Source organism: Reinekea thalattae (assembly GCF_008041945.1).
Lineage (GTDB): Bacteria > Pseudomonadota > Gammaproteobacteria > Pseudomonadales > Natronospirillaceae > Reinekea > Reinekea thalattae.
In genome coordinates this window covers 372,455-397,866 of the sequence record NZ_VKAD01000001.1, presented here as the reverse complement: position 1 = coordinate 397,866, position 25,412 = coordinate 372,455, and the positions used below count along the sequence as shown (strand labels likewise).

Sequence of the window (25,412 nt, the reverse complement as noted above, 5' to 3'; positions counted from 1 at the left end):
CTTTTCATTTACTGAGCTTAACTCTGTCAGTAGAGATAACAGATGCATAAATAGACTCAAGCATAGCTAGATTCACCTCTGCGGTATATTTTTCCTGGTACTTTTTTTTAGCACCGGTCGATAATTTTTCAAACATTACATTGTCATCCAATAGCCTTCGAATGCAAGCCAAAAAAGACCCCCTATTACCTGCCATATAATGCAGTCCCGCTTCATCATTAGGCACAATACCTTCCATACTTCCTTCAGATGGAATGAGCACTGGAAGTCCATAACTCATAGCTTCAATAATAACCATACCAAATGGCTCATATCTTAATGATGTTATAACAAGACAAGAAGCCTCCATCATTTTTTCAGCAACCTGAAGTCGGCTAAGCTCTCCTAAGTATTCAATATTATTACTAGTTTTACTTTTTACTAATTGCTCTAAGGGGCCAGCACCAATAACCTTCAACTTTAATTCATTTGAGTCATCAAATGCACTCAATAAAAATGGAATGCCTTTTTCTTCACTTAATCGCCCGACAAACAGAGCATAAGGTTTTCTAGCTTTCTTTCTTTTCAACACTGGAGTCGTAAAATTAGGTTTCACTACAACCTTATCTTTTGGCCAGCCAACATTAAGATATAATTGCTTATTAAAATCAGTAAGCGCTATAAACCGATCTACACATTTAGTCCAAGTGCCTACTTTTTTATGAAAAGAAATCATAGAGGACAAAAGGAATGTACCAACAAGTGAGCCGCGATAAACACGTTTTCTTACCGCCCACCATGGCCCTTCTGTAAGACTCCGCTCAGTCACTTTACCATTGAATTGCAACAAAGCTGTAGGGCATATAGCTCTGAAATTATGCAAGGTGTGCACAACAGGTACGCCCTTTATTTTGCAGGCATAAAAAACAGAGGGGGATAAAATAGGGAAATAGTTATGTACATGAACAACATCAGGCCTTACTTTATCAATAGCCTTTAACGTTTTGATGTAGCCATGGATAGAAAAAACAGTCGAAACTGCTACAAAAATCTTTGAGAAAAAACCTCTAACGGAATCATTACTCACCCTTAACTCAGTTACCTCATGCCCCCCATCACGCAATAAAGCAACCTCATTCTCAAAAACTGAATCCTCCCCACCTCTAACTTTATAGGAATTATGAATAACTAATATTTTCATTATTCTAGAACCAATCTTTGAATGCCATTAGCAAAATTATTTACCATGTTTTGAAGTGAATATTTACTGGTTGACTCTATGCACCCAGTAACCAACCTATCGTGAAACTCTTTGTTTGCGAGAACACTAATTACTCCGTCACTATATGCTTCAATATTATGAGGAACTTTCAAACCATTAACATCATTGACTAAATACTCAATTTCTGGACTGTGATAAGCGACATCTGTGGTAATCATTGGCACACCAGAAGCAAAAGAATCTAAAATCGCCAAGCCTACTAACCCAGGCATTAAAAAAACCTTCGCGTACGCAAAGTATTTGACTCTATCCTCCCCAGAGATCTCGCCTAACCAAATACTCCAATCATTAGATTCAGAAAACCCCTTAACGCTATAAGCATCAGGGCCATCACCTATAAAGATCATCTTGAAGCCAGGTCGATGTTTTTTAACCAACTCAATAGATTCGATAAGAAATGGGAGGTCTTTTTCTGTATACATACCTCCGCAATATATCCCTACATCATCACCAATTGAAACCTTAAACTTTACGAAGTCGAGGACTTCACCCTCTCGATACCTTTGAATATCGTTAAAGCAGCCAAGATCTATGCTGTTATAAACTACAGTGACTTTATCTTTCGGACAACCTGCTTCCCAGAATATTCTCTTTCCTAAATCTGTATAAGCAAACCACCAATCGAATGATAATGAAAAACGCTTTTTAAAGCACTCCAAGAATCCATTAGGGTTGCGTGACTGAAAATTTTTACCATGCCCCCACAACCCCATTTTAATAAATTTAAGTTTGCGCAAAAGCCAGAACAAGTAGTTGATTACTAATCGATTGGACTGTTCAACAATAACAACAGATCCTCGCTTCAGGCTTCGAAATAAAACTGACTGAACAACAATTTCTTTACCTAAAAAACTTATATATTTATTACCACGGTAAATAACCCATGGCCGATTAATTTCAACCGTCTTAGGGACACTACCACTTTTCTCAAATCCAGCGACCACATACAATTTGACACCCTGCGAAAGCAATGACGCATGCAGGGCATCAAAAAAGTGGATTCGATAATGAGGCAAGACCCTCTGGTAAATATAAATCTCTTTCATTAGATAACACTAGGTAATTTCAAATTACTAACCGATCGACCGTAAAATAAAAACAAAGGCACGGTAATTTGAGGGCGAATAATAGATTCTGTAGTCAAAGATACAATTAAAAATATACACATAAAACATGAAAATACTATTGCATCTTTTTTTAGCTCTGGCAATGAACACCTAGCTGTGGATTTAAATATAATAAAAACAGCTTGAACAACCATACATAAAAAAAGCAAACAACCAACTATGCCCGTACATAATAGCAAATAAAAGTAGCTACTATGAGCTCTATGAGACCCTGAACCAAAATTATACATATATAAAGAAGTTGCCTCTTGATCAGCCAGATAACCTCGACCAAAGACAGCCTCTAAAGGTGTATATGTTTGATAATGACTTATCAAAGCCGCCCATATCTTGTTTCTCCCCTGTAAATTCTCACCACTAAAAAAACTATTAAAATCTATAGCTAAGAAGCCGAACGCTGAAAAATCAAAAAGTGAAATTACCAAAACAAACAAAGCCATCGATATGATGCATAATAATAAAAACCCCAATGATATCGCCCCTCCTTTACGGAAGTACCATACAAGAAAAGGCAATAAAAATATCAAAGGCAAACATATACGAGAGTTGGATAAAAATATCAAATATCCACATATAGAAAAAAAAATAAGATACGAAAAAAAACTCACTGGCAAATAGACATATATAAATATTGAAAAAATCGCAACAGCTATAGCCAAGTCCGTTTTAAAATAATACCCTCCGGAAAAAGTAACAACACTACCCCATTGCTTGTAGCCAACCCCAAACAGTGAAACCACAAAAAAAACCAAAACTGCAAAAGCCGAAATAAAAAATAAAAACCTATAACCCACTCTTTCTTGATAAGAGATTCGTCCCAAAAAATAGCCTATGGAGATCATTGAGAATTTAATAAAATCAATCAAAGCACTATCTGGATAAGACAAAAACACAAACAATGAATAAAAAAGAAAAAACAGAAATAAAAAATCAGAAATTGGAGATTTCAGCAATCTCATTCTCATCATGAAAATAAAGAAGATAACTCCAAGCAATAGAAAGCTTAATAAACTTATAAACTTAATATTCCAAAAAAAATCGGAAATAAAACGAAAAAAAATTAAAAAGGTAATCAAATTACAAACCCGCTATAATCTTGTCTTTTTCATCACCAGCTTCAACACGCCAATAAAGACTTCACCAAACAGAACCATGATTGGCACTAAATGATCAGAGTGATATATAAGCAATAAAAAGACACCCTTTCATCTTAGTTACCTTAAACAAAACATTATCTTCATCTATAAAACACAACTGCCATTACAATCACATGCTATATCAGCCCTTACAAATGACTGACCTATTTACCATCCAAAATAAATATATGACCGAATAGTTTCTATTATATATATAAACTTCGCAGTCAAACTCAAACCTCTAAAGTTCAGAAATTGACAGCTTTTTTAGCGCTAACTATAAACAGGGCACTGCATAACCACCAACCGTAATAACAGGCTAAAAACCCTAGAACACACGCATCCTATAATAGAATAAACAACACCATAAAGATAGAAATGCATAGCAGAGGTACACCACTTTTAAAGTAATCGCTAGGGGTGTAGTTACCCGGCGCCATCACCATTAAGTTTGTTTGGTAGCCAAAAGGCGAAATAAAACTGCTAGATGCCGCTACCATCACGGTAATGGCAACCTGATTCACATTTAAACCAGAAACATCACCAATGGCCAAAGCAAAAGGCAACATAACAGCTGCAGCTGCATTATTGGTTAGTAACTCTGTCAACAACCAAGTAATAACATAGATAAATAATAAAGAGGTAAGAGGTCCACTAACTAAAGGCTGGATCACTTCTACCGCAGATAAAGCAAGCCCGCTATGGATACTGGCCTGAGCAATCGCAATTGATGAAACAATAATAAGCAGAAGATCAAAGGGAAGTTGTTGAGCAGCATTACGAGGCGTGGTAACGCTCATCACTAATAATAAAATAAGGTAAACAGTCATTGCCTTTAAAAGCCCAATCGGCGTGAAAGCCCCCAGGAAAATCGCGATTAATAAACCAATAACCGATACAGCCTGAACCCAAGCAGGCTTAACCTGACGTAGCTGAGCTTGATTTAACAACTGAAAATCTCTTGCGGCTAAAGAACCAGCCCAATCTGGGCCAGCACATAAAACCATCATATCGCCAGGCTGAATAAGCCATTCCCCAATGCGCCCTAAAATACTTTTATCCTGATGCGCCACACTGATTATTGAAGCATTATAAGATTCCCGAAAATCTATTTGTTTAGGGGTTTTACCAGCTAAGCGGCTATTAGAAGGTACAATTACTTCATAAAAGTTTAATTCCGATTGATTCGGTAGCTCATTAATAATCATGTTTAATTGAGCCAATTCATTACCTAATTGCAGTGAACCACTGAAGTGAAGTTCATCACCTTCTAAAATTACAGTTTTAGATACGGCATCTATTACATCGCCATTTTGCCGCTGTATTTGATACAGGTAACCATCTTCCAATTGTCGCAAACCTGCATCGAATAAAGATTTACCAATAAGGGAGTCATCACAAAAGGTCGCTCTAAATAAGTAGTTACCATAGTATTTTTGTTTTTTTAGGTTGACAGCAGGCTTTAAGCGCTTAACTAAAAACGCAAAATAAAAACTGGTAACAACAAGAACCGGAAGGCCAACAACGGCAGGCGAAAATAGTGACAAACTATGGCTGACTTGCTGGGCTTCCAGCAAACCTAAAACAATTAGGTTAGTAGAAGTCCCTACCAAGGTTAGGGTACCGCCAATAATGGCAGCATAGCTTAATGGCAACAATAACTGATGTGCTTCTAAGTCGTGTTTTATAGCCCATTGACGAATAGGTTGAATTAACAGCGCTACAACAGGCGTATTATTTAATACCCCACTAATCAACGCTACCGGTACAAGAACACGAAACGAAAAGCCTGTAGCGCTTTGCCATTTAGACGGTAATAGTGCCTTCACTAAGCCATCTATCAACCCTGCTTCATAGAGGCTTTTAGAAATAATAAGCATAACAACCAGAGTTAATACACCTTCATTCATCACTCCTTGAAAAGAGCTTTGAATGTCATTAACTCCAGTTAGATAAAGCGCCACTGCACCGGCAAAAAAATAGCGCCAGGCTTTGTTATGATTTTTATAGGCAAAACCCAGTACGCTCACCATAACTAGTAACGTTACCCATGCAGGCCAGCTCATATAAGAATCCTTTTCTGGCTAGAGCAATGATCTAAAAGAGAATTAAACCTAATTAATAACGTCAAGTACAGCTGCAACACTTTGTTCTACTGTAGAAGATGATGTATTAATTTTAACTTCGGCAGACTCTGGTTCTTCGTAAGGATCGCTTACACCTGTAAAGTTTTTGATGATGCCTTGGCGGGCTTTTTTATAGAGGCCTTTTGGGTCGCGCTGTTCACATACATCTAACGGTGTATCTAAAAAGACTTCTATAAACTGGCCATGGTTAAACATTGAGCGAACCATTTGGCGGTCGCGTCGATATGGCGATATAAATGCGCAAATCACAATTAGGCCTGCGTCGACCATCAACTTGGCAACTTCACCAACGCGGCGGATATTTTCAGCACGATCTTTTTCGCTCATGCCTAAATCTTTGTTTAGGCCGTGGCGTACGTTATCGCCATCCAGTAAAAAGGTTGCAGCACCTTGCTCAAATAATGAGGAGTCCAAGGCATTAGCAATGGTCGATTTACCCGAGCCAGAAAGGCCAGTCAACCAGATACATTTTGGTTTTTGGCCCAATTTTTCTGCACGCATTTGGTTTGTTACGGTAGCGTGGTGCCACACTGCGTTAGAGGCAAGTTCGGTGCTCTTAACTTCATAAGGTGTTTTTTTACTGCTACTCATACTCGTTACCCTTTAACTTGATGACTCTTACTTACTAGTTACTTTAGTTACATTACATAGAGTCATGACTCGATGCTTAAACCTAAAATACGCACAGCTATAATTTTAACCTTTAAGCTAAAAGTCTTTAGTCACTACCGAACAAATCTCGTGTGTAAACTTTTTCGGCAACATCGATGAGCTCTTCCGATGGGCGGTTGGCAACAATCACATCGGCACGCTGTTTAAAGGCGCTTAAATCGTTGACTACCTCAGAATGGTAAAACTCATTTTCATTTAATACTGGCTCGTACACCACTACTTCGATGCCTTTGGCTTTAATACGTTTCATTACGCCTTGAATGGCTGAGGCACGGAAATTATCAGAGCCAGACTTCATCACTAAACGGTAAATACCCACAACTTTCGGATTACGTTTAATAATAGAGTCAGCGATAAAATCTTTACGGGTAGTGTTAGCATCAACAATGGCACGCACCATGTTATTCGGTACGTCTTGGAAATTAGCCAATAGCTGTTTGGTATCTTTAGGTAAGCAGTAGCCACCATAACCAAAACTAGGATTGTTGTAATGGTTACCAATACGTGGGTCTAAACCAACACCTTCAATAATTTGCTTGGCATTTAGGCCGTGTGTTTCTGCGTAGGAGTCCAGCTCATTAAAGTAAGCTACGCGCATAGCAAGGTAGGTGTTAGAAAATAGCTTAACCGCTTCGGCCTCGGTTGAGTCGACAAACAACGTTGGGATATCGGTTTTAATCGCACCTTCGGTAAGCAATGCTGCAAAACGCTCAGCGCGCTCACTTTGCTCACCCACAATAATACGAGATGGATAAAGGTTATCGTATAGCGCTTTGCCTTCACGCAAGAACTCCGGCGAGAACATTAAATTTGAGGTTTTAAACCGCTCGCTTGCCTCTGCCGTATAACCCACCGGCACAGTCGATTTAATCACCATCACTGCATTAGGGTTAATTGCTGAAACCTGCTTGATTACTGCTTCAACACTGTTGGTATTGAAGTAGTTAGTTTCAGGGTCGTAATCAGTTGGTGTTGCTATAATCACAAATTCAGCATCGCTGTAAGCCTGTTCTGCATTAAGGGTTGCAGTGAAGTTAAGCGGCTTATTTTTTAAGAAATCTGAAATTTCAGTATCTTCGATTGGTGAAGTTTTTTGGTTTAGCATCTCGACCTTTTCAGGCACGATATCTACTGCTATCACTTGGTGATTTTGTGCTAACAACATAGCATTTGAAAGGCCAACGTACCCAGTACCCGCCACTGCAATTTTAGTCATTTTTACTCCAACGAATCGATCAAACAATGCATAGATAAAACCACTCGATCTATGCACTTTAAATTTTCAGCCAGTATACATAAAAGCAAAGTAAGAACAGGCGTAAAGTCATAAAAACGCCCTTTAGCTTACATAAAACAGCCTATATTGGCTGTTTTACAGCCAATAACTGTCATGTAAACGTCATACTTGTTGAAATTCTATTTACGGTAATAACTTTTGTACCAAGCGACGGTTTCTTTTAAACCTTGGCTTAACTCGGTGCTCGGTTTATAACCTACACGCTGCTCTAACATTGAGGTATCGGCATAGGTTGAAGGTACATCACCAGGCTGCATATCCATGTAGATTTTTTCTGCTTGCTTGCCGGACTCACGCTCAATGGTTTCGATAAACTCCATTAACCGAACCGGTTTTGAATTACCAATATTAAACAGCTGATAAGGCGCATCGCTTTTGGCTGGACCAGAAACCCTATCTAAATCCGCAGACAGGCTTTGAGGTGGGTGTTCGCCCGCTTTAATTACACCTTCAATAATATCGTCGATATAGGTGAAATCACGTTCCATATCACCATGGTTAAATACTTTAATTGGCCGGTCATTCAGGATGGCATCTAAAAATAAGAATGGCGCCATATCTGGCCTGCCCCAAGGGCCATAAACGGTAAAAAAGCGCAACCCTGTGGTTGGTATGCCGTATAGATGACTATAGGAATGCGCCATCACCTCGTTCGACTTCTTCGTTGCTGCATAAAGTGAGACTGGGTGATCAACATTATGCTGTTCAGAAAACGGTTGCTCTTTGTTAGCGCCATAAACAGAGCTGGAAGAGGCATAAACTAAATGCTCTACTTTTTGCTGGCGCGCAAGCTCTAAAATATTACCGAAGCCAACCAAGTTAGAGTCGATATAAGCAGCTGGGTTTTCTATCGAATAGCGCACACCGGCTTGTGCTGCCATATGGTAGATAAGCGTAAAGCTGTATTGTTCTGCCAACTGCTGCATTGCTGCACGGTCTTCTACTGCTAACTGAATAAACTTAAAGTTGTCGTAATCGTTTAACCGTTCAAGGCGATCATGCTTAAGTTGCACTTGGTAATAATCATTCAGGTTATCAATACCAATAACCTCGTGACCTGACTTAACGAGCTCTAATGCCAGTGCGTTACCAATAAATCCGGCTGCACCGGTCACCAAAACAGTCATCTATGCTCTCTTAAAATGCTTAATTAAATAAGTTAAATAAAAATATTTTTTGATACCAAGCAACATCACGCTGTTACGAGAGGGTGATTTCTGGCAAGGCATCTTCTGCACTGTCCAAACCAGCTATGACCTTAACCGCCATCTGTTGGTAAGCCTCTGCTATACCCACTTCATTTTGTAGCGCTTGCGGTTGCCCAGCATCCATTTGCGTTCGCACCTGTAAGCTGAGTGGCAATTGACCCAATAACTCAACACCGTATTGTTGCGCTAATGCTTTACCACCAGCGTCACCAAAAATATGTTCTTCGTGGCCGCACTGCGAACAGATGTGTACCGCCATGTTTTCAACCACGCCTAAAATAGGCACGTTAACCTTTTGGAACATTTCGATGCCTTTTTTAGCATCCAGCAAGGCAACATCTTGCGGTGTCGTGACAATCACAGCACCGCTAATTTGCGCATGCTGCGCGAGCGTTAACTGGATATCACCCGTACCAGGTGGCATATCGACGACTAAGTAATCGAGTCCTTGCCAGTTGGTTTGCGTTAATAATTGCTGCAATGCGCCAGAGGCCATTGGACCACGCCAAACCATCGGTGTTTTATCGGTAATAAGATAAGCAATACTCATGGTTTGAATGCCATGCGCCATGATCGGCTGCATTTGCTTTTCGTTAATCACTTCTGGCTTAGTGCCTTCAGCAACACCCATCATGAGCGCGACACTGGGGCCATAAATATCGGCATCGAGCAGGCCGACTTGCTTGCCCTGTTGTTGCAATGCTAAGGCTAGGTTCACCGCCGTGGTAGATTTACCGACGCCGCCTTTACCTGAAGCAACGGCAATTATCTTTTTTACGTTTTCCATAGTCATGCCTTTTCCTTAACTTTGCCTGAATGTGCATTAACCAAATACTTAAATGCTTAGCCCTTAAGGTTTTCCGGTTTCAAAGCCTAACGCCATACTTAGGCTTGCTTAATCTTTTACCTACCAAGAGGTTAAGTTTAACAAGCCTATACACGGCCATAGCGATCAGTTAAGCGAATAATGTCATCTTCACCTAAATAAGCACCGGTTTGTACCTCGATAAGCTCTAAAGGGATTTTACCAGGGTTTTCTAATGCATGAACGGCACCGAGCGGAATGTAGACTGACTGATTCTCTGTCACCATCTGTACGCTATCATCGATAGTTACGCTTGCTGTACCACTAACGACAATCCAGTGTTCGGCACGATGATGATGCTTTTGTACCGAAAGCTTTTCACCAGGTTTCACCATAATATTTTTTACATGGTAACGGTTGCCTAGATTAATGGTTTCGTAAGAGCCCCAAGGGCGATGCACTTTGGTATGAATTTCATGCTCGGTACGACCTGCGTCTTTTAGCTGCTGCACTATATGTTTAACATCTTGCGCACGTTCACGCGGCACAATGGCGACGGCATCTTTAGTGGCAATTACAGCGAGGTTTTCAACGCCGACGGCTGCAATCAACTGGTTTTCACTACGGATGTAGTTACCACTGGCTTCATGGGTGAGTACATCGCCAAACAGTACGTTGCCGTTGTCATCTTTTTCGTTAAGGTCGTATAACGCAGCCCATGCGCCAATATCGTTCCAGTCGCCATGGTAAGGTACAACCACGGCCTTATCGGTTTTTTCCATAATGGCGTAATCGATAGAATCGGCTGGCGATTGCGCAAAGGCTTCAGCACCGACACGGATAAAGTCCAGATCGATGTTATGTTCTTTATAGGCTTGTTCGGTAGCGTTAAAAATGTCGGCCTGCAGACTTTGCAACTCACTCAGGTAACTTTGAGCACTAAAGACAAACATACCTGAATTCCAATAATAATTACCCGCTGCTAGGTATTGCTCGGCAGTTGCAGCATCGGGCTTTTCTTTAAAGGCGCGTACCGCGCTAACACAGCCTTGTTGCTCGGCTTGAATATAACCGTAACCAGTCTCGGCATAGGCAGGCTTAACACCAAAAGTGACTAGTTTGCCTTTTTTCGCTTCACTAACTGCCTGCTTTAATGCTGCGTTAAATTGCGCCTGATCTTTAATGACATGATCGGCTGGCAACACAACCAAAACTGCTTCTGGGTCAAGAGCCAGCGCTCTAAAAGCAGCCAATGCGATGGCTGGAGCGGTATTTTTACCGCTAGGCTCAAGGATAATGTCGGCCTTGATATCAGCTTCCGCCAATTGCTGTGCTATAAGAAACCGATGTTCATCGTTACAAACCACGATCGGCTCAGCAAGCTTGGCCGTTTGCGCCCGCTCTGCGGTTTGTTGAATTAAACTTTTAGTTGGGTCAAACAGGTTAATGCATTGCTTAGGATAGAGCTCTCGCGATAACGGCCATAAACGACTTCCCACACCGCCAGCTAATAATACAGGTATAACCACGTTCGATTCCTTTTTGAGTCTAAAAATAAGTAAACGACCGATCTTAATAAATACTCGTCGTTAAAATGGCGGCAATTGTCACTGCTTACGGCACAGAACGCAAATATTAGCCAACTGCTTATCGCACAATGGATGACGACTCAAGCGGCTTCAGGTTAGAATAGCTGGCTACATTAAAGATACCTCTGAGCTTAGGGATGTCACCTGAGTTTCAGAACAATTAGATAGAGGATACAAGTCGCGCATATGACTGCCCTACAAAACGCTGCTCCACAGAACTCTGGTCAACGAAAAATTCTCGTTACCAGTGCCCTTCCATACGCTAATGGCCCACTTCATTTAGGTCATATGATGGAACAGATCCAAACCGATATCTGGGTGCGTTTCCAAAAAAGTATGGGCCACCAATGTATTTATGTCTGTGCCGATGACACCCACGGCACCGCGGTAATGCTGCGAGCCGAAAAAGAAGGTGTTACAGCGGAGCAATGGATCGACAAAATGAATGCCGACCATAAAGCGGATTCTGAAGGCTTTCTAATTGGTCACGACAACTATTACAGCACTCATTCGAATGAGAACCGTGAGCTTTCTTCGTTGATCTACAATCGTTTAAAAGAAAACGGTCACATCACCGTTAAAACGATTCGCCAGCTGTACGACCCTGAAAAACAGATTTTCTTAGCCGACCGCTTTGTAAAAGGCACCTGCCCTAAGTGTAAAGCCGAAGACCAATACGGCGATGCCTGTGAAGTTTGCTCGGCGACTTACGAAGCCAACGAACTGATCAACCCGAAATCAGCCTATACCGGAGCAACACCAGTCGAAAAAGAATCTGAGCATTACTTTTTTGATTTGCCACAATTCCAAGACATGTTGCAACAGTGGACTCGCTCTGGCACCTTGCAAACCAGTGTTGCCAACAAGCTTTCGGAATGGCTCGACTCAGGCTTGCAAGCTTGGGATATTTCTCGTGATGCGCCCTACTTTGGCTTTGAAATCCCTAATGCCCCAGGCAAGTATTTTTATGTTTGGCTGGATGCGCCTATCGGTTACATGGCCAGTTTTCAGGATTTGTGTAACCGTACCGAAGGCCTCGACTTTGACGACTTTTGGGCAAAGGACGCCGATGCCGAGCTGTACCATTTTATCGGCAAAGACATCATTAACTTCCATGCCTTATTTTGGCCTGCCGTACTGACCAGCGCAGAGTTTAAAACCCCTAACGGCGTTTTCGCGCATGGCTTTATTACCGTTAACGGTGAAAAACTGTCTAAGTCTCGCGGCACCTTCATTATGGCCAGCACCTTCTTAAAACACTTAAGCCCAGAAGCGTTACGCTACTATTATGCTGCTAAGCTCGGCTCTACCACGGAAGACATTGACCTAAATCTAGAAGACTTTGTCCAGCGTGTGAATACAGACTTGGTTAACAAGTTCGTTAACATTGCCAGCCGTTGCGCAGGTTTTGTCAAAAAAGCTGGCGGTGAGCTTTCACAGAACATTGCCGAACCTGAATTGTTAGCAGAGGTTATTGCAGCCAAAGCAAACATCGCCGAACTTTATGAAGCTCGTGAATACAGCAAAGCGATTCGTGAAATTATGGCGCTGGTCGATAAGGCCAACGAATATATTCAGGCGAAAGCACCTTGGGCGCTGGCTAAAGAAGAAGGCAAAGAGCAAGAAGTGCTGGATATTTGCTCTATGGGTATTCACCTGTTCCGAGCACTCGCGATTTACCTTGGCCCGGTATTACCAAACCTAACGGAGAAAGCGCGTACGTTCTTAAACGTCGACAGCCTTAACTTTACCGACCTAGAACAAACACTGACCGGCCACGCGATTAATAAATTTAAGCCACTGATGACCCGTATCGAGATGACACAGGTTGAAGCCTTAATAGAAGAAACCAAGCAAGACGTGGCACGCGAAGCGGCTAAAGGCAAAGCGGCGCCTGCCGCCGAGCAAAACAAAAAGGCAGATAAAAAAGCCAAATCGTCAGATACGAAACCGGCAGGTGAAGGTGATGGCCCGATCGATTTTAACGACTTTGCTAAAGTCGATTTGCGCATCGCCAAAGTGCTTGAAGCAAACCATGTGGAAGGCGCCGATAAATTGCTGCAATTACAGCTCGATGTCGGCAATGGCGAGACTCGCCAAGTATTCTCAGGCATTAAAAGCCATTATCAACCTGAAGACCTAATCGGTAAAAATCTGGTATTGGTCTACAACCTAGCACCACGAAAAATGCGTTTTGGCATGTCGGAAGGCATGGTACTTGCCGCCGGTGAAGGCAAAGACTTGTGGATTATGGAAGGCGATGTGAACATCCCTCCAGGAACCCGAATTAGCTAATTTAGGCGATCAAACAGCCACAGAGTGTCGTTACTCTGTGGCTGCTCGCTTAGAAAGCGAGTCTCTACTAAACAACTCAATCCTTATTCTGCTTTTTACCTGCCTCACTAAGATTACATAGTTATTCCAAATAACTATAAAAATAACAGAAGATCCCGCTTGTTTGATATAACTGTTATAACGATAATAACGCGACTGATATTAACGCCCCAAATTTTATAACTCGATTCGTTACGGTATTAAAAATAGGCAACTGATTACGAGTAAAGCTTGCCAGCTGACGAACCAATAAATAGACGATAATAAATGACTGACTACATTCTTTTACTGATTGGCACGGTTTTCGTGAACAACTTCGTGCTGGTTCAGTTTTTAGGCCTCTGCCCGTTCATGGGAGTGTCGAATAAACTGGAGACCGCCGTAGGCATGTCGGCGGCAACAACCTTTGTACTGACACTTTCTTCGGTTGCCAGCTATGTCGTCTATACCTTTTTACTAGAGCCGCTAGGCTTAGTTTATTTAAAAACCATCAGCTTTATTTTGGTCATCGCCTTCATGGTGCAATTTACCGAAATGATGGTGCGTAAAACCAGCCCGTTACTGTATCGCGTATTAGGTATCTTTTTGCCACTAATCACCACTAACTGCGCAGTATTGGGTGTCGCGCTACTGAACATTAGCCGCCAAAATTCGCTATTAGAAAGCTTCTTATACGGTTTTGGCGCAGCATTAGGCTTTTCATTAGTATTAGTTCTGTTTGCGGCAATGCGTGAACGCATTAACCTAGCCGATGTACCGAAGCCCTTTCAAGGCGCAGCCATTGGCCTGATTTCTGCCGGCATTATGTCGCTTGCCTTTATGGGCTTTTCTGGCTTGGTGGCAGGCTAACTATGATTATCTCCGTTGTCACTCTGCTGATTTTAGCGGCCATATTAGGCGCTTTGTTGGGCTTTGCTTCTGTTCGCTTTAAACCCGAAGGTAACCCGATTGTTGATGAAATCGACAATATATTGCCGCAAACCCAATGTGGCCAATGCGGCCATCCTGGTTGCCGACCATACGCCGAAGGTATTGCCGCCGGTGAAGCCATCAATAAATGCCCTCCTGGCGGTGAAGCCACAATTCAGGCCTTGGCTGATTTGCTCGATGTCGAAGTTTTACCGCTCGATGCTGAAGAAGGTGCCGACAGCACACCAAAGATCGCTGTCATTCGTGAAGCCGAATGTATTGGCTGTACTAAATGTATTCAAGCCTGTCCTGTCGATGCCATTTTAGGTGCCGCTAAACAGATGCACACCGTCATTGAGTCGGAATGTACCGGCTGCGATTTATGTGTTGAGCCCTGCCCGGTTGATTGCATCGACATGGTACCGATTGAGACCACATTAAGAACTTGGCATGCCGATAAGCCAGTTAATGTTTTAGATTTAATCGCGACCGACAGAAGCGGTTTGGTCGCCCATGCCAACGAGAACGCCTCATGAATTCATCCGCCGACAACATCGCCACCGGCAACGTTATCGCTTCTGATAAAATGATAACTATGGGAAAAGCTTGGTCAATACCAGGCGGTATTCACCCAGACGATAAGAAGTCGCTCTCCAATCAGCAGCCCATTAAAACCGCACCTCTGCCTAGCGAGCTATGGCTACCTCTGTCTATGCACATAGGTGCGCAAGCTATTCCTATTGTCTCTGTTGGCGAGCAGGTGTTAAAAGGCCAACTGATCGCCAAAGCTCAAGCGGGTATTTCGGCTAATATCCATGCGCCAACTTCCGGCCATATCTCTGCTATTGCAGAACACGCCTTTGCTCATGAGTCTGGTTTTGCAGTCGAAGCCATATGCATTACGCCAGACCAAAAAGACCAATGGCGAGCACAACAGCCTTGGCCAAATTGGCAAGAAAAACCTGCCGCGGAATTACTCCAGCGTATTCACTCTGGCGGTTTGGTAGGCCTCGGTGGTGCAGGCTTTCCAACCGATATCAAATACAGCAACAAGCATGCAAAGATCGATACCCTACTGATTAATGCTGCCGAGTGTGAGCCTTACATCACCTCCGACGATGTACTGATGCGCTTCTACGCAAGCGAAATACTTTTGGGTGCACAAATTAGCCAGCAACTGAGCGGTGCTAATAAAATCATTATCGGTATTGAAAATAACAAACCAGAAGCCGTTGCCGCCTTAAAAGAGGCTGCGCAACAATTGAATATGGCAATAACGCTGACCGTTGTGCCAACCAAATACCCTTCTGGTGGTGAAAAACAGCTGATCCAACTGACGACTGGTATTGAAGTGCCGAGTGCAGGCTTACCAAGCGATGTCGGCATTTTATGCCAAAACGTCGGTACGCTGCGGCAAATTTACCGCACTGTGGTTCATGATGAGCCATTGATCAGTCGTATTACCACAGTAACAGGTATGGCCTCAGGCCAACCCGGTAACTATGAAGTCCGCATCGGTACGCCAATTGAATCATTATTAAGCTATGTCGAAGCAGACCTTAAACTGGCCGATCGCATTATTATGGGCGGCCCTATGATGGGCTTTGCCGTACCAGACAGCGCTGCACCAGTGATGAAAACCACCAACTGCCTGCTGTTACCGAGCAAAAAAGAATTACCGCCAGCGATGGCCGATAATCCCTGTATTCGTTGCGGCCTTTGCGAGCAGGCCTGCCCTGTGAATTTACTGCCACAACAAATGCTTTGGGCGGCAAAAAACCGTCAGTTAGAGAACGCGGCATTACACAGCCTTCCTGATTGCATTGAATGTGGCGCCTGCTCTTATGTCTGCCCAAGCCATATTCCATTGGTGCAGTACTTCCGCTATGCCAAGGGCGAAACGCGCCAAGAGCAGCTCGACCACTTAAAATCGGAACAGGCTCGCATTCGCTTTGAAAACCGCCAAGCACGCCAAGAGCGTGAAGCGTTAGAAAAAGAAAATCGTCGTAAAGCTCGTGCCGAAGCCGCTGCCAAAGCACTGGCCGCAAAGAAAAAGGCACAAGAAGAAGCCGGTGAAACAGGCGCAGAAAACAAACCTGCTGAAGACGACCCAATTAAAGCCGCACTGGCGCGAGCCGCCGCTAAAAAAGCGGCTCAAAAAGCTCCCGCGGCAGACAAATCTGTTGAAGAGTTACAAGCCGATTTCGACAAGGCCAACGCTCGTTATCAAAAAGCGCTTGAGCGAATTAAAGCAGCTGAAGAAGAAGGCTCTGAAATGGTTAATGCGCTAAAAAAAGCAGCAACCAAATTGCAAGAAAAAGCCAACAGCCTCGAGCTGTTAGTTAAGCAAGCAAAGGATAAACAATAATCATGCTATCTATTAGCTCGCCTCACATTACCGGTAAGGCCTCAGTCAGCAAAGTTATGCTGACACTTGCCAGCACCATGATTCCAGGAATTCTGTGCCTAATATATTTTTTAAGCTGGGGTTATTTAGTCAACCTAATTCTCGCCAGCCTAACGGCTATTTGTATCGAAGCTACGATCCTTAAGGTTCGTCAGCGGCCAGTGCTGTTTTTTATTAAAGACGGCTCCGCCTTAGTCACCGCCTTATTGCTAGCCTGTGCATTACCGCCACTCGCGCCTTGGTGGTTAACAGTTATCGGCACTGGCATTGCTATTATTTTTGGCAAGCAGCTATTTGGTGGACTGGGGCAAAACCCTTTCAACCCAGCTATGGTGGCCTACGCTCTTTTATTGGTATCACTCCCGGTTTATATGACAACACGCTGGGCCGCAATAGAAAGCCCAAGTGGACTACTAGAAAGCCTACAGACTATTTTTAACCTTGGCCAAGCACCTCTTGACGCACTGACCGGCGCGACTCCACTGGATCATTACAAGCAGAATATCTCGCGCTTTAGCGCCAACGATTTACTTATTGAGCCCCTGTTTCAAGGTTCATTTGCGATCGGCTGGACTCAAGTGAATTTAGCCTTTTTAGTTGGCGGCCTAATCATGTTGTGGCGGCGCATCATCACTTGGCATATTCCTGTGGCGGTACTTGCAACTATAACGCTGATGGCTTTGCTATTTAGCCATGATATTGATGCCAAGGTGCCACTGTTAACACATCTATTTTCTGGCTCAACCATGCTTGCGGCATTTTATATCGCAACCGATCCCGCTTCTGCTGCAACCAGTAACAAAGGCAAACTGTTTTACGGCATCGGCATTGGCTTGCTGATCTATTTAATCCGAACTTGGGGTAATTACCCTGACGCAACCGCCTTTGCCGTATTGCTGATGAACTTTGCAGCACCGTTAATTGACCACTACACTCGGCCAAGAGTTTATGGTCACAAGAGCGCCGTAAAGGGGTTTAAAAAAGATGACTGAAGCCAACACCTCAATGCTTAAAGCAATAAAAAACTCCGCTATTGGCTTAGGTATTTTTGCTTTTTTTACTGCTGGCATTATTGCGATAACTCAGCAAGTAACTGCGAAAAACATCACTGAAAACCAACGCCAATTCGAAGCTCGTCAATTGCTATCGCTACTGCCTGATGGCTTTAAAGCAGAGCAAATTCTTAACAGTGCGCAGCCTTTAAATGCGACACAACTGCAACAATTTGAACTGTTAAATGTTTCTAACGGCAGTCCTTACTACATTGCTAAAAATGCAGCAGGACAAGTCCAAGCCATTATTTTACCGGCACAAGCACCCGAAGGTTACACCGAAAGTATCCAGCTTATTATTGGCTTAACCGCGCAAGGTGAAGTGATTGGTACTCGCGTGACTCAGCATAAAGAAACCCCGGGCTTGGGCGATCAAATCGAACGAGCAAAATCGGATTGGATTCTAAACTTTAACGGCAAGTCGCTTAACAACCCGACGCCCGAACAATGGTTGGTAAAAAAAGACGGTGGCAGTTTTGATCAACTCACTGGCGCAACCATTACCCCACGAGCAGTCGTTAAAGCCGTAAAACAAACACTCACCTTTTATGAATTAAATAAGGCGAGCCTGCTCAGTGAAAATTTAGCTGAAGGACTAACAGAAGGAGCGGCACAATGAGTAATTCTGTCACGACACTAGTTAAAAACGGCTTGTGGAGTAACAATGCTGCGCTGGTACAAATTTTAGGTTTATGCCCATTGCTGGCGGTTTCTGGCACGGTGGTAAACGCGTTAGGCTTAGGCCTTGCAACAACTGTAGTATTGGTCGGCTCAAACATTGCGGTATCGTTGATTCGTAACTACGTTGCCGATGCGATCCGCTTGCCGGCTTTTGTTATGATCATTGCTTCATTTACTACCTGCGCCGAATTGCTGATGCAGGCCTATACTTATGAGCTGTACCAAGTACTGGGCATTTTTATTCCTCTGATTGTAACCAACTGCACCATTCTTGGCCGAGCCGATGCCTTTGCTCGAAAAAATTCACTGGTACCATCAATTATCGATGGCCTTGCCATGTCTTTTGGTTTTTTAGTGGTCTTGGTCATACTGGGAGCCATGCGCGAAATTATTGGCCAAGGCACGCTTTTCACCAACATGCATCTAATTTTTGGCGAATCCGCGCGAGGCTGGCAGATTAATCTATTTAACGATTACCCTAACTTTTTATTTGCTGTGTTACCGCCGGGTGCATTTGTTGGCTTAGGCTTTTTAATTGCCGCAAAAAATGCCATCGACGCTTACCATGAAAAACGCCTCGCCAAACAACAGACAGACGAGCCGAAAGTTTCTAAACGTGTACGAGTAACGGGCAGCATCAGTTAGTGACTGATAAATTAGACCTGTGTGCTTTTAATCTTGGAAGCTAGGCAATGAACAAAGATATTCGTACTGAAATTTTTACTCGGTTACGCAACGAAAACCCAGAACCTAAAACCGAACTTAATTACAGCAGCCCTTTTGAGCTATTGGTTGCTGTTGCCCTGTCTGCACAGGCAACCGATGTCAGCGTCAACAAAGCAACCGATAAGCTATTCCCCGTTGCCAATACGCCTGAAGCTATTTACGCCTTAGGAGTTGATCGCTTAAAGGGTTACATTAAAACCATCGGGCTGTTCAACACCAAGGCAGAAAACGTCATTAAGCTCTGCAAGCAGCTGATCGACAACCATAATTCTGAAGTTCCAGATAACAGAGAAGCGCTCGAAGCGCTGCCCGGCGTTGGCCGTAAAACCGCGAATGTGGTTTTAAATACCGCCTTTCGACAGCCTGCAATGGCCGTTGATACTCATATCTTCCGAGTCAGCAACCGTACAAAAATAGCGCCGGGAAAAAACGTTTTAGAAGTAGAAAAACGCCTTATGCGTTTGGTGCCTAAAGAGTTTTTGCTCGACGCTCATCACTGGCTTATTTTGCACGGTCGCTATACTTGCGTTGCACGAAAGCCGAAATGCGGTAGCTGCTTGATTGAAGATCTGTGCGAATACAAGGACAAAACTTCAGATTAGCGTTCGCTCTTGTCGCTGCGGTTAAAGCCGCTTATGCTGAGATTAATGGACAAACTCAGTCTTTTTCTGCGGTTACAGACAGCATCGATATAACATAGGGCTGCTTCATGGACGAGGCGAAACTACACACAGCATTGATCATTGAACCAGAGCCTGACCTATTGACGCTCTGCGAAAACACGCCTTCGTTGTTTTTAGCACCAACGCAGCTAACCCCAGCACAGAGTTTATCAAAGCCTAAGCGACAGCCTTTATGCTCTTTATCGCGACAAAAATCGCCTCAAGAGCCACAAGCTAACAATTGTTATAGTCTGACTTGGTTGAGCGAAAGCGAGCTTATTTACCACTATGACCAACTGCTGTATCTGGTTCAGGCAAAGCCCGTCGCACCGACACCATTGAGCCGCTTTAGAGCCCGCAAACCGCACCAAAGCCATGATGAACTGAGCTTGCCTCTAGAACGAATAGAACAGCTGCGACGACAAGCGAAGCTGACGCACCCCTTTAAAGCTCGACTGTTTAAATGCAGCCCTCATAACAACTACAGCCTTTTAGTATTACAGGCTTTGAGACTCTCCTTGCAAGGCCTACAAATCGATTACATACGTCACCAGCTCGCACGCTACGATAAAGAGCACTCGCAAGCCAACGTTCATAACGGCAATGATGCCAACAACCACTACGAGACTAACAGCCGATAAATAGCTAATATGAGACCTACTCAACAATGCTGATCAAGGTAAATAACGACGCTTTTCAGCTCAGAGTTATTTTTGCTACTCTGTCGTCAGTCTTAATCAATGAGTAATTTATGAATTTTTGCAGTGCATGTGGTCAGCCGGTTATTTTTAAAATTCCAGAGGGTGATAATCGTCCGCGCTACGTCTGTGATCATTGCCAAACCATCCATTATCAAAACCCAAGAGCCATCACCCTAACCCTGCCGATTGCTCCAGATGGTCGAATTTTATTATGCAAACGTAATATCGAGCCGCAAAAAAACTACTGGACACTGCCTGGTGGTTTTATGGAAAACGATGAAAGTACGCTACAGGGAGCATTACGAGAAACATGGGAAGAAGCTCGAGTTAAAGCCGACACCGGTGAGCTATTTGCTGTGATCAGCGTACCCAAATGGCACCAAGTCCATCTGTTTTATCGTATTCAAATGCCAGACTTTAGCTTTGCGGCTACTGAGGAGTCTAGCGAGGTCAAACTCTTTAACGAAACAGAGATCCCTTGGTCTTCTCTGGCCTTTAAAACCGTAGAATGTGCACTAAAACACTATTTAGAACTGCCAAAAGCCGGATTTTCGGTGCTAAACACGTCACTTTCTGGCTAAAATAGAAAAAATATCGCTGAAATAACAATAATGAATCTTCATTTAATTCAAACGCCGCCGCTAAAGTACATTATAGTATTCACTTTAACTTTGGATGATCGTTAGGGCATGGCAATAAATAACGACACTCTACTAGCTATATTAGGCTTTGCCTTCTTGGTTGCTATCGTAATAGGGGTACTCGTCTCCCAAGCGAACCATCGTGCTCAAAAATTACGTAATGAGCAGATACAAAAGCTTCGTTTGCAGCAAAAAAGGCTAAACAACTTACTCAACTTACTTCCGGCAGGTTATCTTTCGACTGAATTACGGGATTTTATCTATCAAGCATTACAGCAAAATATTAAATCCCAAATTATGCTCAGTAAGATCAATAAAGAGCTGCTGCAAAGTGAATTAGATCAAGCAACCGAAGCACGTGAAAAAGCGAGTAATAATCCACCACCAGAAAAATCCATTAGATTGACAGAAGAACAGGTTGGGTTATTTCGCAGCCTGTTGAAGTCGCTGTATCAATTTATTCGTCGCAATTACGAAACTGGTCGATTAAACAAAGAACATGCTGAAAAAATTATCTTGCAGGTTGAAATTAAACTTGTAGAAACAGCAGTGGAATTCTTTGCTGGTGCGGCAAAAGAGCTTAATAACACCAAACGCTACCGACAAGCACAAAGTGCTTATCAACAGGCGTTAGATGCAATCTCTAGTTCAGCTCATGCTGAACAGTTCCACCAACAAGAAGTCAAGATTCGCAGCGAGCTTAACAACATGCTCGATCAATGGAATAAAACCAAAGAAGAGAATGCAAAAGCGACTGCGAATACGCTAGAAGATAATGTCGATTCATTCGTCGATGACGACTGGAAGAAAAAACAAGAATACGATTAATCACACCTCACTCCATGAAGATACTTTTTATCGCATCCGAGATCGATGGGCTGATTAAAACAGGCGGCCTAGCCGATGTCGCCTATGCGCTACCAAAAGCACTCTGCGCACTGGGGCATGAAGTTAAAATTGCCCTACCCGCCTACCAACAAATTCAATCCGTTTGGCAAACGTGGCCAAAACAAACCTTCGAAAGCAAAATTAATCATTTTATGACTGAACCCGTGAGTGCTTATCAGGGTGATTTTAATGGTCTGGCGCTCGTGGCTATTGCGCATAAGGATAGCTTTAATCGCAACGGTATCTACGATGAACGCCAGCAGGCCTATAGCGATAATCCATTTCGTTTTGCAATGATGACCAAGGCCAGTTTAGATTGGTGTCAGTTAAATAGTTGGCAGCCGGACATTGTGCATGCAAACGATTGGCAATCGTCTCTGGCTGGTTTTTATTTAGCCGAACACTTTAAACACGAATCCTTTTTTACCAATACTCGATCAATACTGACCCTGCATAACGCAGCGTACCAAATGTATTGCGAGCAACGTGAGCTTACTTATTTAGGCATCGACGAGCGCTTTTATACCGAACAGGATTTTAAACAACAGGACGGCCTTAACCTACTAAAAGGCAGTCTTGGTTTTACCGATGGCATTGTCACCGTAAGCCCAGGTTACGCACAGGAACTGAAAACAGAACTGGGCGGACATGGACTTACAGATAAGATAAACAGCCTATCACAGCCCTTTAAAGGCATTTTAAACGGCAGTGACGAGTCTCAATGGAACCCAGAGAGTGACATCTATATTAGCAGCCATTTTTCTGCCTCTGACCTTAGCGGCAAACAGCAATGCAAACTGGATTTACAGCAACGACTGAATCTGGCTAGCGAGGTCAGTAAACCCTTGCTTGGCGTTATTTGTCGACTGACTGAGCAAAAAGGTATTGATCTACTCATTCCGGCATTTAAGCAATTAATGCAGGCTAACCAATGCCAGATTGTCGTATTGGGTTCTGGCGATGAACGATTAGCCAGTGAATTGTTAGAACTGGCAGAAAATAACCAGCAGAATTTTAAATTTATTAACGGCTATGACATCGAGTTATCTCACCAAATAGAAGCTGGCTGCGATGCTTTTTTAATGCCATCCATTTTTGAGCCCTGTGGGCTGAACCAAATATACAGTTTGCGCTACGGCACCCTGCCGTTAGTGAGACAAGTCGGCGGATTAAAAGATACCGTCTGTCGATTAGCTGACGACTACACCAATTGTGACCAGGCTACTGGCTTTATGTTTTTAGAGGCTAATTCAACGGCATTGCTACGTGAGCTGGAACGCTTACTGGCTGTTTATAATCAACAGCCTGATATATGGCAACAGCTGCAACAGAATGCAATGCAACAACGCTTTAGTTGGCAAAAAGCCGCACAACAGTATGAACAGTTTTACCAATTACTACTAAGCCAAGAAAAAGCTGCTCATCCGCTTATTTAAGCTAAGCGAGATTAAGTTGCAATTAATGAGTTTTGTTGTCTTTTTTAATAAACAACAGGGCAACTAAAAATGCTAAACCTGCCCAGCAGGAAGCAACCCAGTAAATTCGCCCACTGCCATCCCAGAGTGCACCGGCAATCAAATTACCGAAAAACAAGCCAACGCCAGAGCCAACTGCAACATACAAACCCTGACCAAAACTGGCACGGCTGGCCGGAAATAGGTAACTCATTCGATGCACGATCACTGAGTGAGTGACACCAAAGGTGATTGCATGCGCAACTTGAGTTAATAGCACCACGGCAACACTTTGTGCGAAATTAGCTAACACCAACCAACGCAGTACCGTCACTGCCAAGGCAAACAACAGCAAGGCTTTATCACTGTATTTAACGAATAGCCGAGCAATAAAGATAAAGGTGACAATTTCGCAGAATGATCCAAAGCTCAGCAAAAAACCACTCATCGAGGCACTCACACCCTGCTCTCGCATATATAAATCAAAAAAGGTGTTGTAAGGCGCCATACTGAACTGCCAAAACAAAACCGCTACGAGTAAACCACTCACCTGTAACCAGTTTATTGGCAGTTCGATTGGTGAGGCTTCTGTTTGTGGTTTATTTTCGAGCACTACCTTTGTATCGGTATTTTTTTGTTCAGGGATAAACAGTGATGCAATTAGCATCAGCATCGACAACACCGCACCAATCATGGCAATAATGCGAACACTAAATAGGTCGATCAAACTGCCCAACAGCCATACCGTAATGACAAAGCCAATCGAACCCCAAAGCCGAATTTGGCCATAACGATGACGCTGGTCGCCTAACAGCGATAAGGTAATGGTTTCCATTTGCGGCAATACAGCTGAAAGGCAAATACCAAATAAACCAAAGACCGTAAAATAAAACCAAAACCCAGAACCAAATAATGAGGCGAAATAAAACAGCCCCATGCCGATATAACCGATGCGCAAGTAAATAACACGCTTACCGGTTTTATCGGCTAAAAAACTAATTAAAAAGGGTGCAAATACATTCACGCCATTTGCTACGGCAACAATGATCCCAGCCTCAACGGCAGTTAGACCACTGGCAATTAAAAATCGCGCAATATAAGGAATAAAAGAGCCGAACAGGGCAAAATAAAAAAGATAAATAGGAGAAAGTCGCCACACCTTTTGAGTTAGCGACAACGAACTTGGAGACAATCTTAACTTTCCTTATGAACTTGAACGCTGTCTTTGAGCTGCTTTTTGCGCGCTCTGCGTTCTTTAAAGAAGTTCGACATTTTAGTTGAGCATTGCTCCGCCAACACACCACTGGTGATATCGAAGCGATGATTAAAATGAGTCAAACTATGGATATTTAAGGTCGATGAAATGGCGCCCGCCTTAGGCTCAACCGCACCATAAACTAAACGGCTAATTCGGCTGTGAATCAGCAAGCCCATACACATAGTGCAAGGCTCTAACGTGACATAAAGCGTGCAATCCACCAAGCGATAATTGCCTATATGCTTGGCCGCTGCACGTATCGCTACCATCTCGGCATGAGCACTCGGGTCGAGCGAGGTAATGGATTGATTAAAGCCTTCCCCAATCACCTCATCTTGATACACCACCACTGCGCCTATAGGCACCTCACCCAATTGCTCGGCTTTATCCGCTAGCCCAAGAGCTCGATGCATATAGTGTTGATCTTGCTGACTCATTCGCCTTTGCCGTATGGATT

The 25,412-nt window shown here is 43.3% G+C and carries 23 protein-coding genes; 12 read left to right on the top strand and 11 right to left on the bottom strand.

The annotated features are described in order from the left end of the window. Window positions 1–4: 4 nt before the first annotated feature. The 9 genes from FME95_RS01870 to FME95_RS01830 form a co-directional block, all read right to left on the bottom strand. Window positions 5–1,180 carry a glycosyltransferase family 4 protein gene (locus tag FME95_RS01870; RefSeq protein WP_147712630.1) on the bottom strand — a complete coding sequence of 392 codons (1,176 nt, stop codon included), beginning with the start codon at window positions 1,178–1,180 and terminating at the stop codon, window positions 5–7. After that, entirely contained in the window at window positions 1,180–2,307 is a 1,128-nt protein-coding gene (locus tag FME95_RS01865; RefSeq protein ID WP_147712628.1) for a glycosyltransferase family 4 protein, read from the bottom strand. The genes FME95_RS01870 and FME95_RS01865 overlap by 1 nt, the downstream gene beginning before the upstream one ends. Further along, on the bottom strand, window positions 2,307–3,341 hold the full coding sequence (locus FME95_RS01860) for an O-antigen ligase family protein (RefSeq protein ID WP_187265415.1): 1,035 nt from the start codon (window positions 3,339–3,341) through the stop codon (window positions 2,307–2,309). Before FME95_RS01860 ends, FME95_RS01865 begins: the two co-directional genes overlap by 1 nt. A gap of 527 nt (window positions 3,342–3,868) precedes the next feature. Continuing rightward, window positions 3,869–5,590 carry an SLC13 family permease gene (locus FME95_RS01855; RefSeq protein ID WP_147712624.1) on the bottom strand — a complete coding sequence of 574 codons (1,722 nt, stop codon included), beginning with the start codon at window positions 5,588–5,590 and terminating at the stop codon, window positions 3,869–3,871. A gap of 48 nt (window positions 5,591–5,638) precedes the next feature. Further along, window positions 5,639–6,262 (bottom strand): adenylyl-sulfate kinase, encoded by a 624-nt coding sequence (gene cysC / locus FME95_RS01850; RefSeq protein WP_147712621.1) that lies wholly within the window; start codon window positions 6,260–6,262, stop codon window positions 5,639–5,641. Window positions 6,263–6,389: 127 nt separating this feature from the next. After that, the gene (locus tag FME95_RS01845) at window positions 6,390–7,559 is read right to left on the bottom strand and encodes a nucleotide sugar dehydrogenase (RefSeq protein WP_147712619.1); all 1,170 of its coding nucleotides are present in this window, start codon (window positions 7,557–7,559) and stop codon (window positions 6,390–6,392) included. A 200-nt stretch (window positions 7,560–7,759) separates the two neighbouring features. Beyond that, window positions 7,760–8,767 carry an NAD-dependent epimerase gene (locus FME95_RS01840; RefSeq protein ID WP_147712617.1) on the bottom strand — a complete coding sequence of 336 codons (1,008 nt, stop codon included), beginning with the start codon at window positions 8,765–8,767 and terminating at the stop codon, window positions 7,760–7,762. A 73-nt stretch (window positions 8,768–8,840) separates the two neighbouring features. Further along, entirely contained in the window at window positions 8,841–9,641 is an 801-nt protein-coding gene (apbC, locus tag FME95_RS01835) for an iron-sulfur cluster carrier protein ApbC (RefSeq protein ID WP_246109305.1), read from the bottom strand. Between the two features lie 140 nt (window positions 9,642–9,781). Then, the gene (locus FME95_RS01830) at window positions 9,782–11,182 is read right to left on the bottom strand and encodes a mannose-1-phosphate guanylyltransferase/mannose-6-phosphate isomerase (protein ID WP_147712616.1); all 1,401 of its coding nucleotides are present in this window, start codon (window positions 11,180–11,182) and stop codon (window positions 9,782–9,784) included. Window positions 11,183–11,428: 246 nt separating this feature from the next. On the opposite strand from FME95_RS01830, the gene metG reads away from it, so the two are divergent. From metG to FME95_RS01770, 12 genes are all read left to right on the top strand, one after another. Beyond that, window positions 11,429–13,537, top strand: coding sequence for a methionine--tRNA ligase (gene metG, locus FME95_RS01825; protein WP_147712614.1), 2,109 nt, complete (start codon window positions 11,429–11,431; stop codon window positions 13,535–13,537). Window positions 13,538–13,843: 306 nt separating this feature from the next. Then, window positions 13,844–14,425 (top strand): electron transport complex subunit RsxA, encoded by a 582-nt coding sequence (gene rsxA, locus FME95_RS01820; RefSeq protein WP_147712612.1) that lies wholly within the window; start codon window positions 13,844–13,846, stop codon window positions 14,423–14,425. Between the two features lie 2 nt (window positions 14,426–14,427). Then, entirely contained in the window at window positions 14,428–15,021 is a 594-nt protein-coding gene (gene rsxB / locus FME95_RS01815; RefSeq protein WP_147712610.1) for an electron transport complex subunit RsxB, read from the top strand. After that, complete coding sequence (gene rsxC, locus FME95_RS01810; protein WP_246109304.1) at window positions 15,018–16,853, top strand: electron transport complex subunit RsxC; 1,836 nt, start codon at window positions 15,018–15,020, stop codon at window positions 16,851–16,853. Before rsxB ends, rsxC begins: the two co-directional genes overlap by 4 nt. Before the next feature lie 2 nt (window positions 16,854–16,855). Then, on the top strand, window positions 16,856–17,884 hold the full coding sequence (rsxD, locus tag FME95_RS01805) for an electron transport complex subunit RsxD (protein ID WP_147712608.1): 1,029 nt from the start codon (window positions 16,856–16,858) through the stop codon (window positions 17,882–17,884). Then, entirely contained in the window at window positions 17,877–18,563 is a 687-nt protein-coding gene (gene rsxG, locus FME95_RS01800; protein ID WP_147712606.1) for an electron transport complex subunit RsxG, read from the top strand. The genes rsxD and rsxG overlap by 8 nt, the downstream gene beginning before the upstream one ends. Next, window positions 18,560–19,270: an electron transport complex subunit E gene (locus tag FME95_RS01795; protein ID WP_147712605.1), complete on the top strand. Its 711-nt coding sequence runs from the start codon at window positions 18,560–18,562 to the stop codon at window positions 19,268–19,270. Before rsxG ends, FME95_RS01795 begins: the two co-directional genes overlap by 4 nt. Window positions 19,271–19,317: 47 nt before the next feature. After that, window positions 19,318–19,953, top strand: coding sequence for an endonuclease III (nth, locus tag FME95_RS01790; protein WP_147712603.1), 636 nt, complete (start codon window positions 19,318–19,320; stop codon window positions 19,951–19,953). Between the two features lie 107 nt (window positions 19,954–20,060). Next, window positions 20,061–20,654, top strand: coding sequence for a hypothetical protein (locus FME95_RS01785; RefSeq protein ID WP_147712601.1), 594 nt, complete (start codon window positions 20,061–20,063; stop codon window positions 20,652–20,654). A gap of 110 nt (window positions 20,655–20,764) precedes the next feature. Next, window positions 20,765–21,295 (top strand): NUDIX hydrolase, encoded by a 531-nt coding sequence (locus FME95_RS01780; protein WP_147712599.1) that lies wholly within the window; start codon window positions 20,765–20,767, stop codon window positions 21,293–21,295. A gap of 108 nt (window positions 21,296–21,403) precedes the next feature. Next, on the top strand, window positions 21,404–22,183 hold the full coding sequence (locus FME95_RS01775) for a hypothetical protein (RefSeq protein WP_147712597.1): 780 nt from the start codon (window positions 21,404–21,406) through the stop codon (window positions 22,181–22,183). Between the two features lie 14 nt (window positions 22,184–22,197). Then, window positions 22,198–23,679 (top strand): glycogen synthase, encoded by a 1,482-nt coding sequence (locus FME95_RS01770; protein WP_147712595.1) that lies wholly within the window; start codon window positions 22,198–22,200, stop codon window positions 23,677–23,679. Between the two features lie 22 nt (window positions 23,680–23,701). Here the strand turns inward: FME95_RS01770 and FME95_RS01765 are convergent, their stop codons facing one another. Both FME95_RS01765 and tadA read right to left on the bottom strand, forming a co-directional pair. Beyond that, window positions 23,702–24,889 carry an MFS transporter gene (locus FME95_RS01765; protein ID WP_147712593.1) on the bottom strand — a complete coding sequence of 396 codons (1,188 nt, stop codon included), beginning with the start codon at window positions 24,887–24,889 and terminating at the stop codon, window positions 23,702–23,704. 2 nt (window positions 24,890–24,891) lie between these two features. Beyond that, a complete protein-coding gene (gene tadA / locus FME95_RS01760) occupies window positions 24,892–25,392 on the bottom strand; it encodes a tRNA adenosine(34) deaminase TadA (protein ID WP_147712591.1) in 501 nt (166 codons plus the stop codon). Window positions 25,393–25,412: the final 20 nt, after the last annotated feature.

What these genes read in the sequence shown, in the direction of transcription:
- FME95_RS01870 (WP_147712630.1), bottom strand. Translation starts at nt 1,180, where the DNA reads ATGAAAATATTAGTTATTCATAATTCCTATAAAGTTAGAGGTGGGGAG.
- FME95_RS01865 (WP_147712628.1), bottom strand. Translation starts at nt 2,307, where the DNA reads ATGAAAGAGATTTATATTTACCAGAGGGTCTTGCCTCATTATCGAATC.
- FME95_RS01855 (WP_147712624.1), bottom strand. Translation starts at nt 5,590, where the DNA reads ATGAGCTGGCCTGCATGGGTAACGTTACTAGTTATGGTGAGCGTACTG.
- cysC (WP_147712621.1), bottom strand. Translation starts at nt 6,262, where the DNA reads ATGAGTAGCAGTAAAAAAACACCTTATGAAGTTAAGAGCACCGAACTT.
- FME95_RS01845 (WP_147712619.1), bottom strand. Translation starts at nt 7,559, where the DNA reads ATGACTAAAATTGCAGTGGCGGGTACTGGGTACGTTGGCCTTTCAAAT.
- FME95_RS01840 (WP_147712617.1), bottom strand. Translation starts at nt 8,767, where the DNA reads ATGACTGTTTTGGTGACCGGTGCAGCCGGATTTATTGGTAACGCACTG.
- apbC (WP_246109305.1), bottom strand. Translation starts at nt 9,641, where the DNA reads ATGACTATGGAAAACGTAAAAAAGATAATTGCCGTTGCTTCAGGTAAA.
- metG (WP_147712614.1), top strand. Translation starts at nt 11,429, where the DNA reads ATGACTGCCCTACAAAACGCTGCTCCACAGAACTCTGGTCAACGAAAA.
- rsxA (WP_147712612.1), top strand. Translation starts at nt 13,844, where the DNA reads ATGACTGACTACATTCTTTTACTGATTGGCACGGTTTTCGTGAACAAC.
- rsxB (WP_147712610.1), top strand. Translation starts at nt 14,428, where the DNA reads ATGATTATCTCCGTTGTCACTCTGCTGATTTTAGCGGCCATATTAGGC.
- rsxC (WP_246109304.1), top strand. Translation starts at nt 15,018, where the DNA reads ATGAATTCATCCGCCGACAACATCGCCACCGGCAACGTTATCGCTTCT.
- rsxD (WP_147712608.1), top strand. Translation starts at nt 16,856, where the DNA reads ATGCTATCTATTAGCTCGCCTCACATTACCGGTAAGGCCTCAGTCAGC.
- rsxG (WP_147712606.1), top strand. Translation starts at nt 17,877, where the DNA reads ATGACTGAAGCCAACACCTCAATGCTTAAAGCAATAAAAAACTCCGCT.
- FME95_RS01795 (WP_147712605.1), top strand. Translation starts at nt 18,560, where the DNA reads ATGAGTAATTCTGTCACGACACTAGTTAAAAACGGCTTGTGGAGTAAC.
- nth (WP_147712603.1), top strand. Translation starts at nt 19,318, where the DNA reads ATGAACAAAGATATTCGTACTGAAATTTTTACTCGGTTACGCAACGAA.
- FME95_RS01785 (WP_147712601.1), top strand. Translation starts at nt 20,061, where the DNA reads ATGGACGAGGCGAAACTACACACAGCATTGATCATTGAACCAGAGCCT.
- FME95_RS01780 (WP_147712599.1), top strand. Translation starts at nt 20,765, where the DNA reads ATGAATTTTTGCAGTGCATGTGGTCAGCCGGTTATTTTTAAAATTCCA.
- FME95_RS01775 (WP_147712597.1), top strand. Translation starts at nt 21,404, where the DNA reads ATGGCAATAAATAACGACACTCTACTAGCTATATTAGGCTTTGCCTTC.
- FME95_RS01770 (WP_147712595.1), top strand. Translation starts at nt 22,198, where the DNA reads ATGAAGATACTTTTTATCGCATCCGAGATCGATGGGCTGATTAAAACA.
- tadA (WP_147712591.1), bottom strand. Translation starts at nt 25,392, where the DNA reads ATGAGTCAGCAAGATCAACACTATATGCATCGAGCTCTTGGGCTAGCG.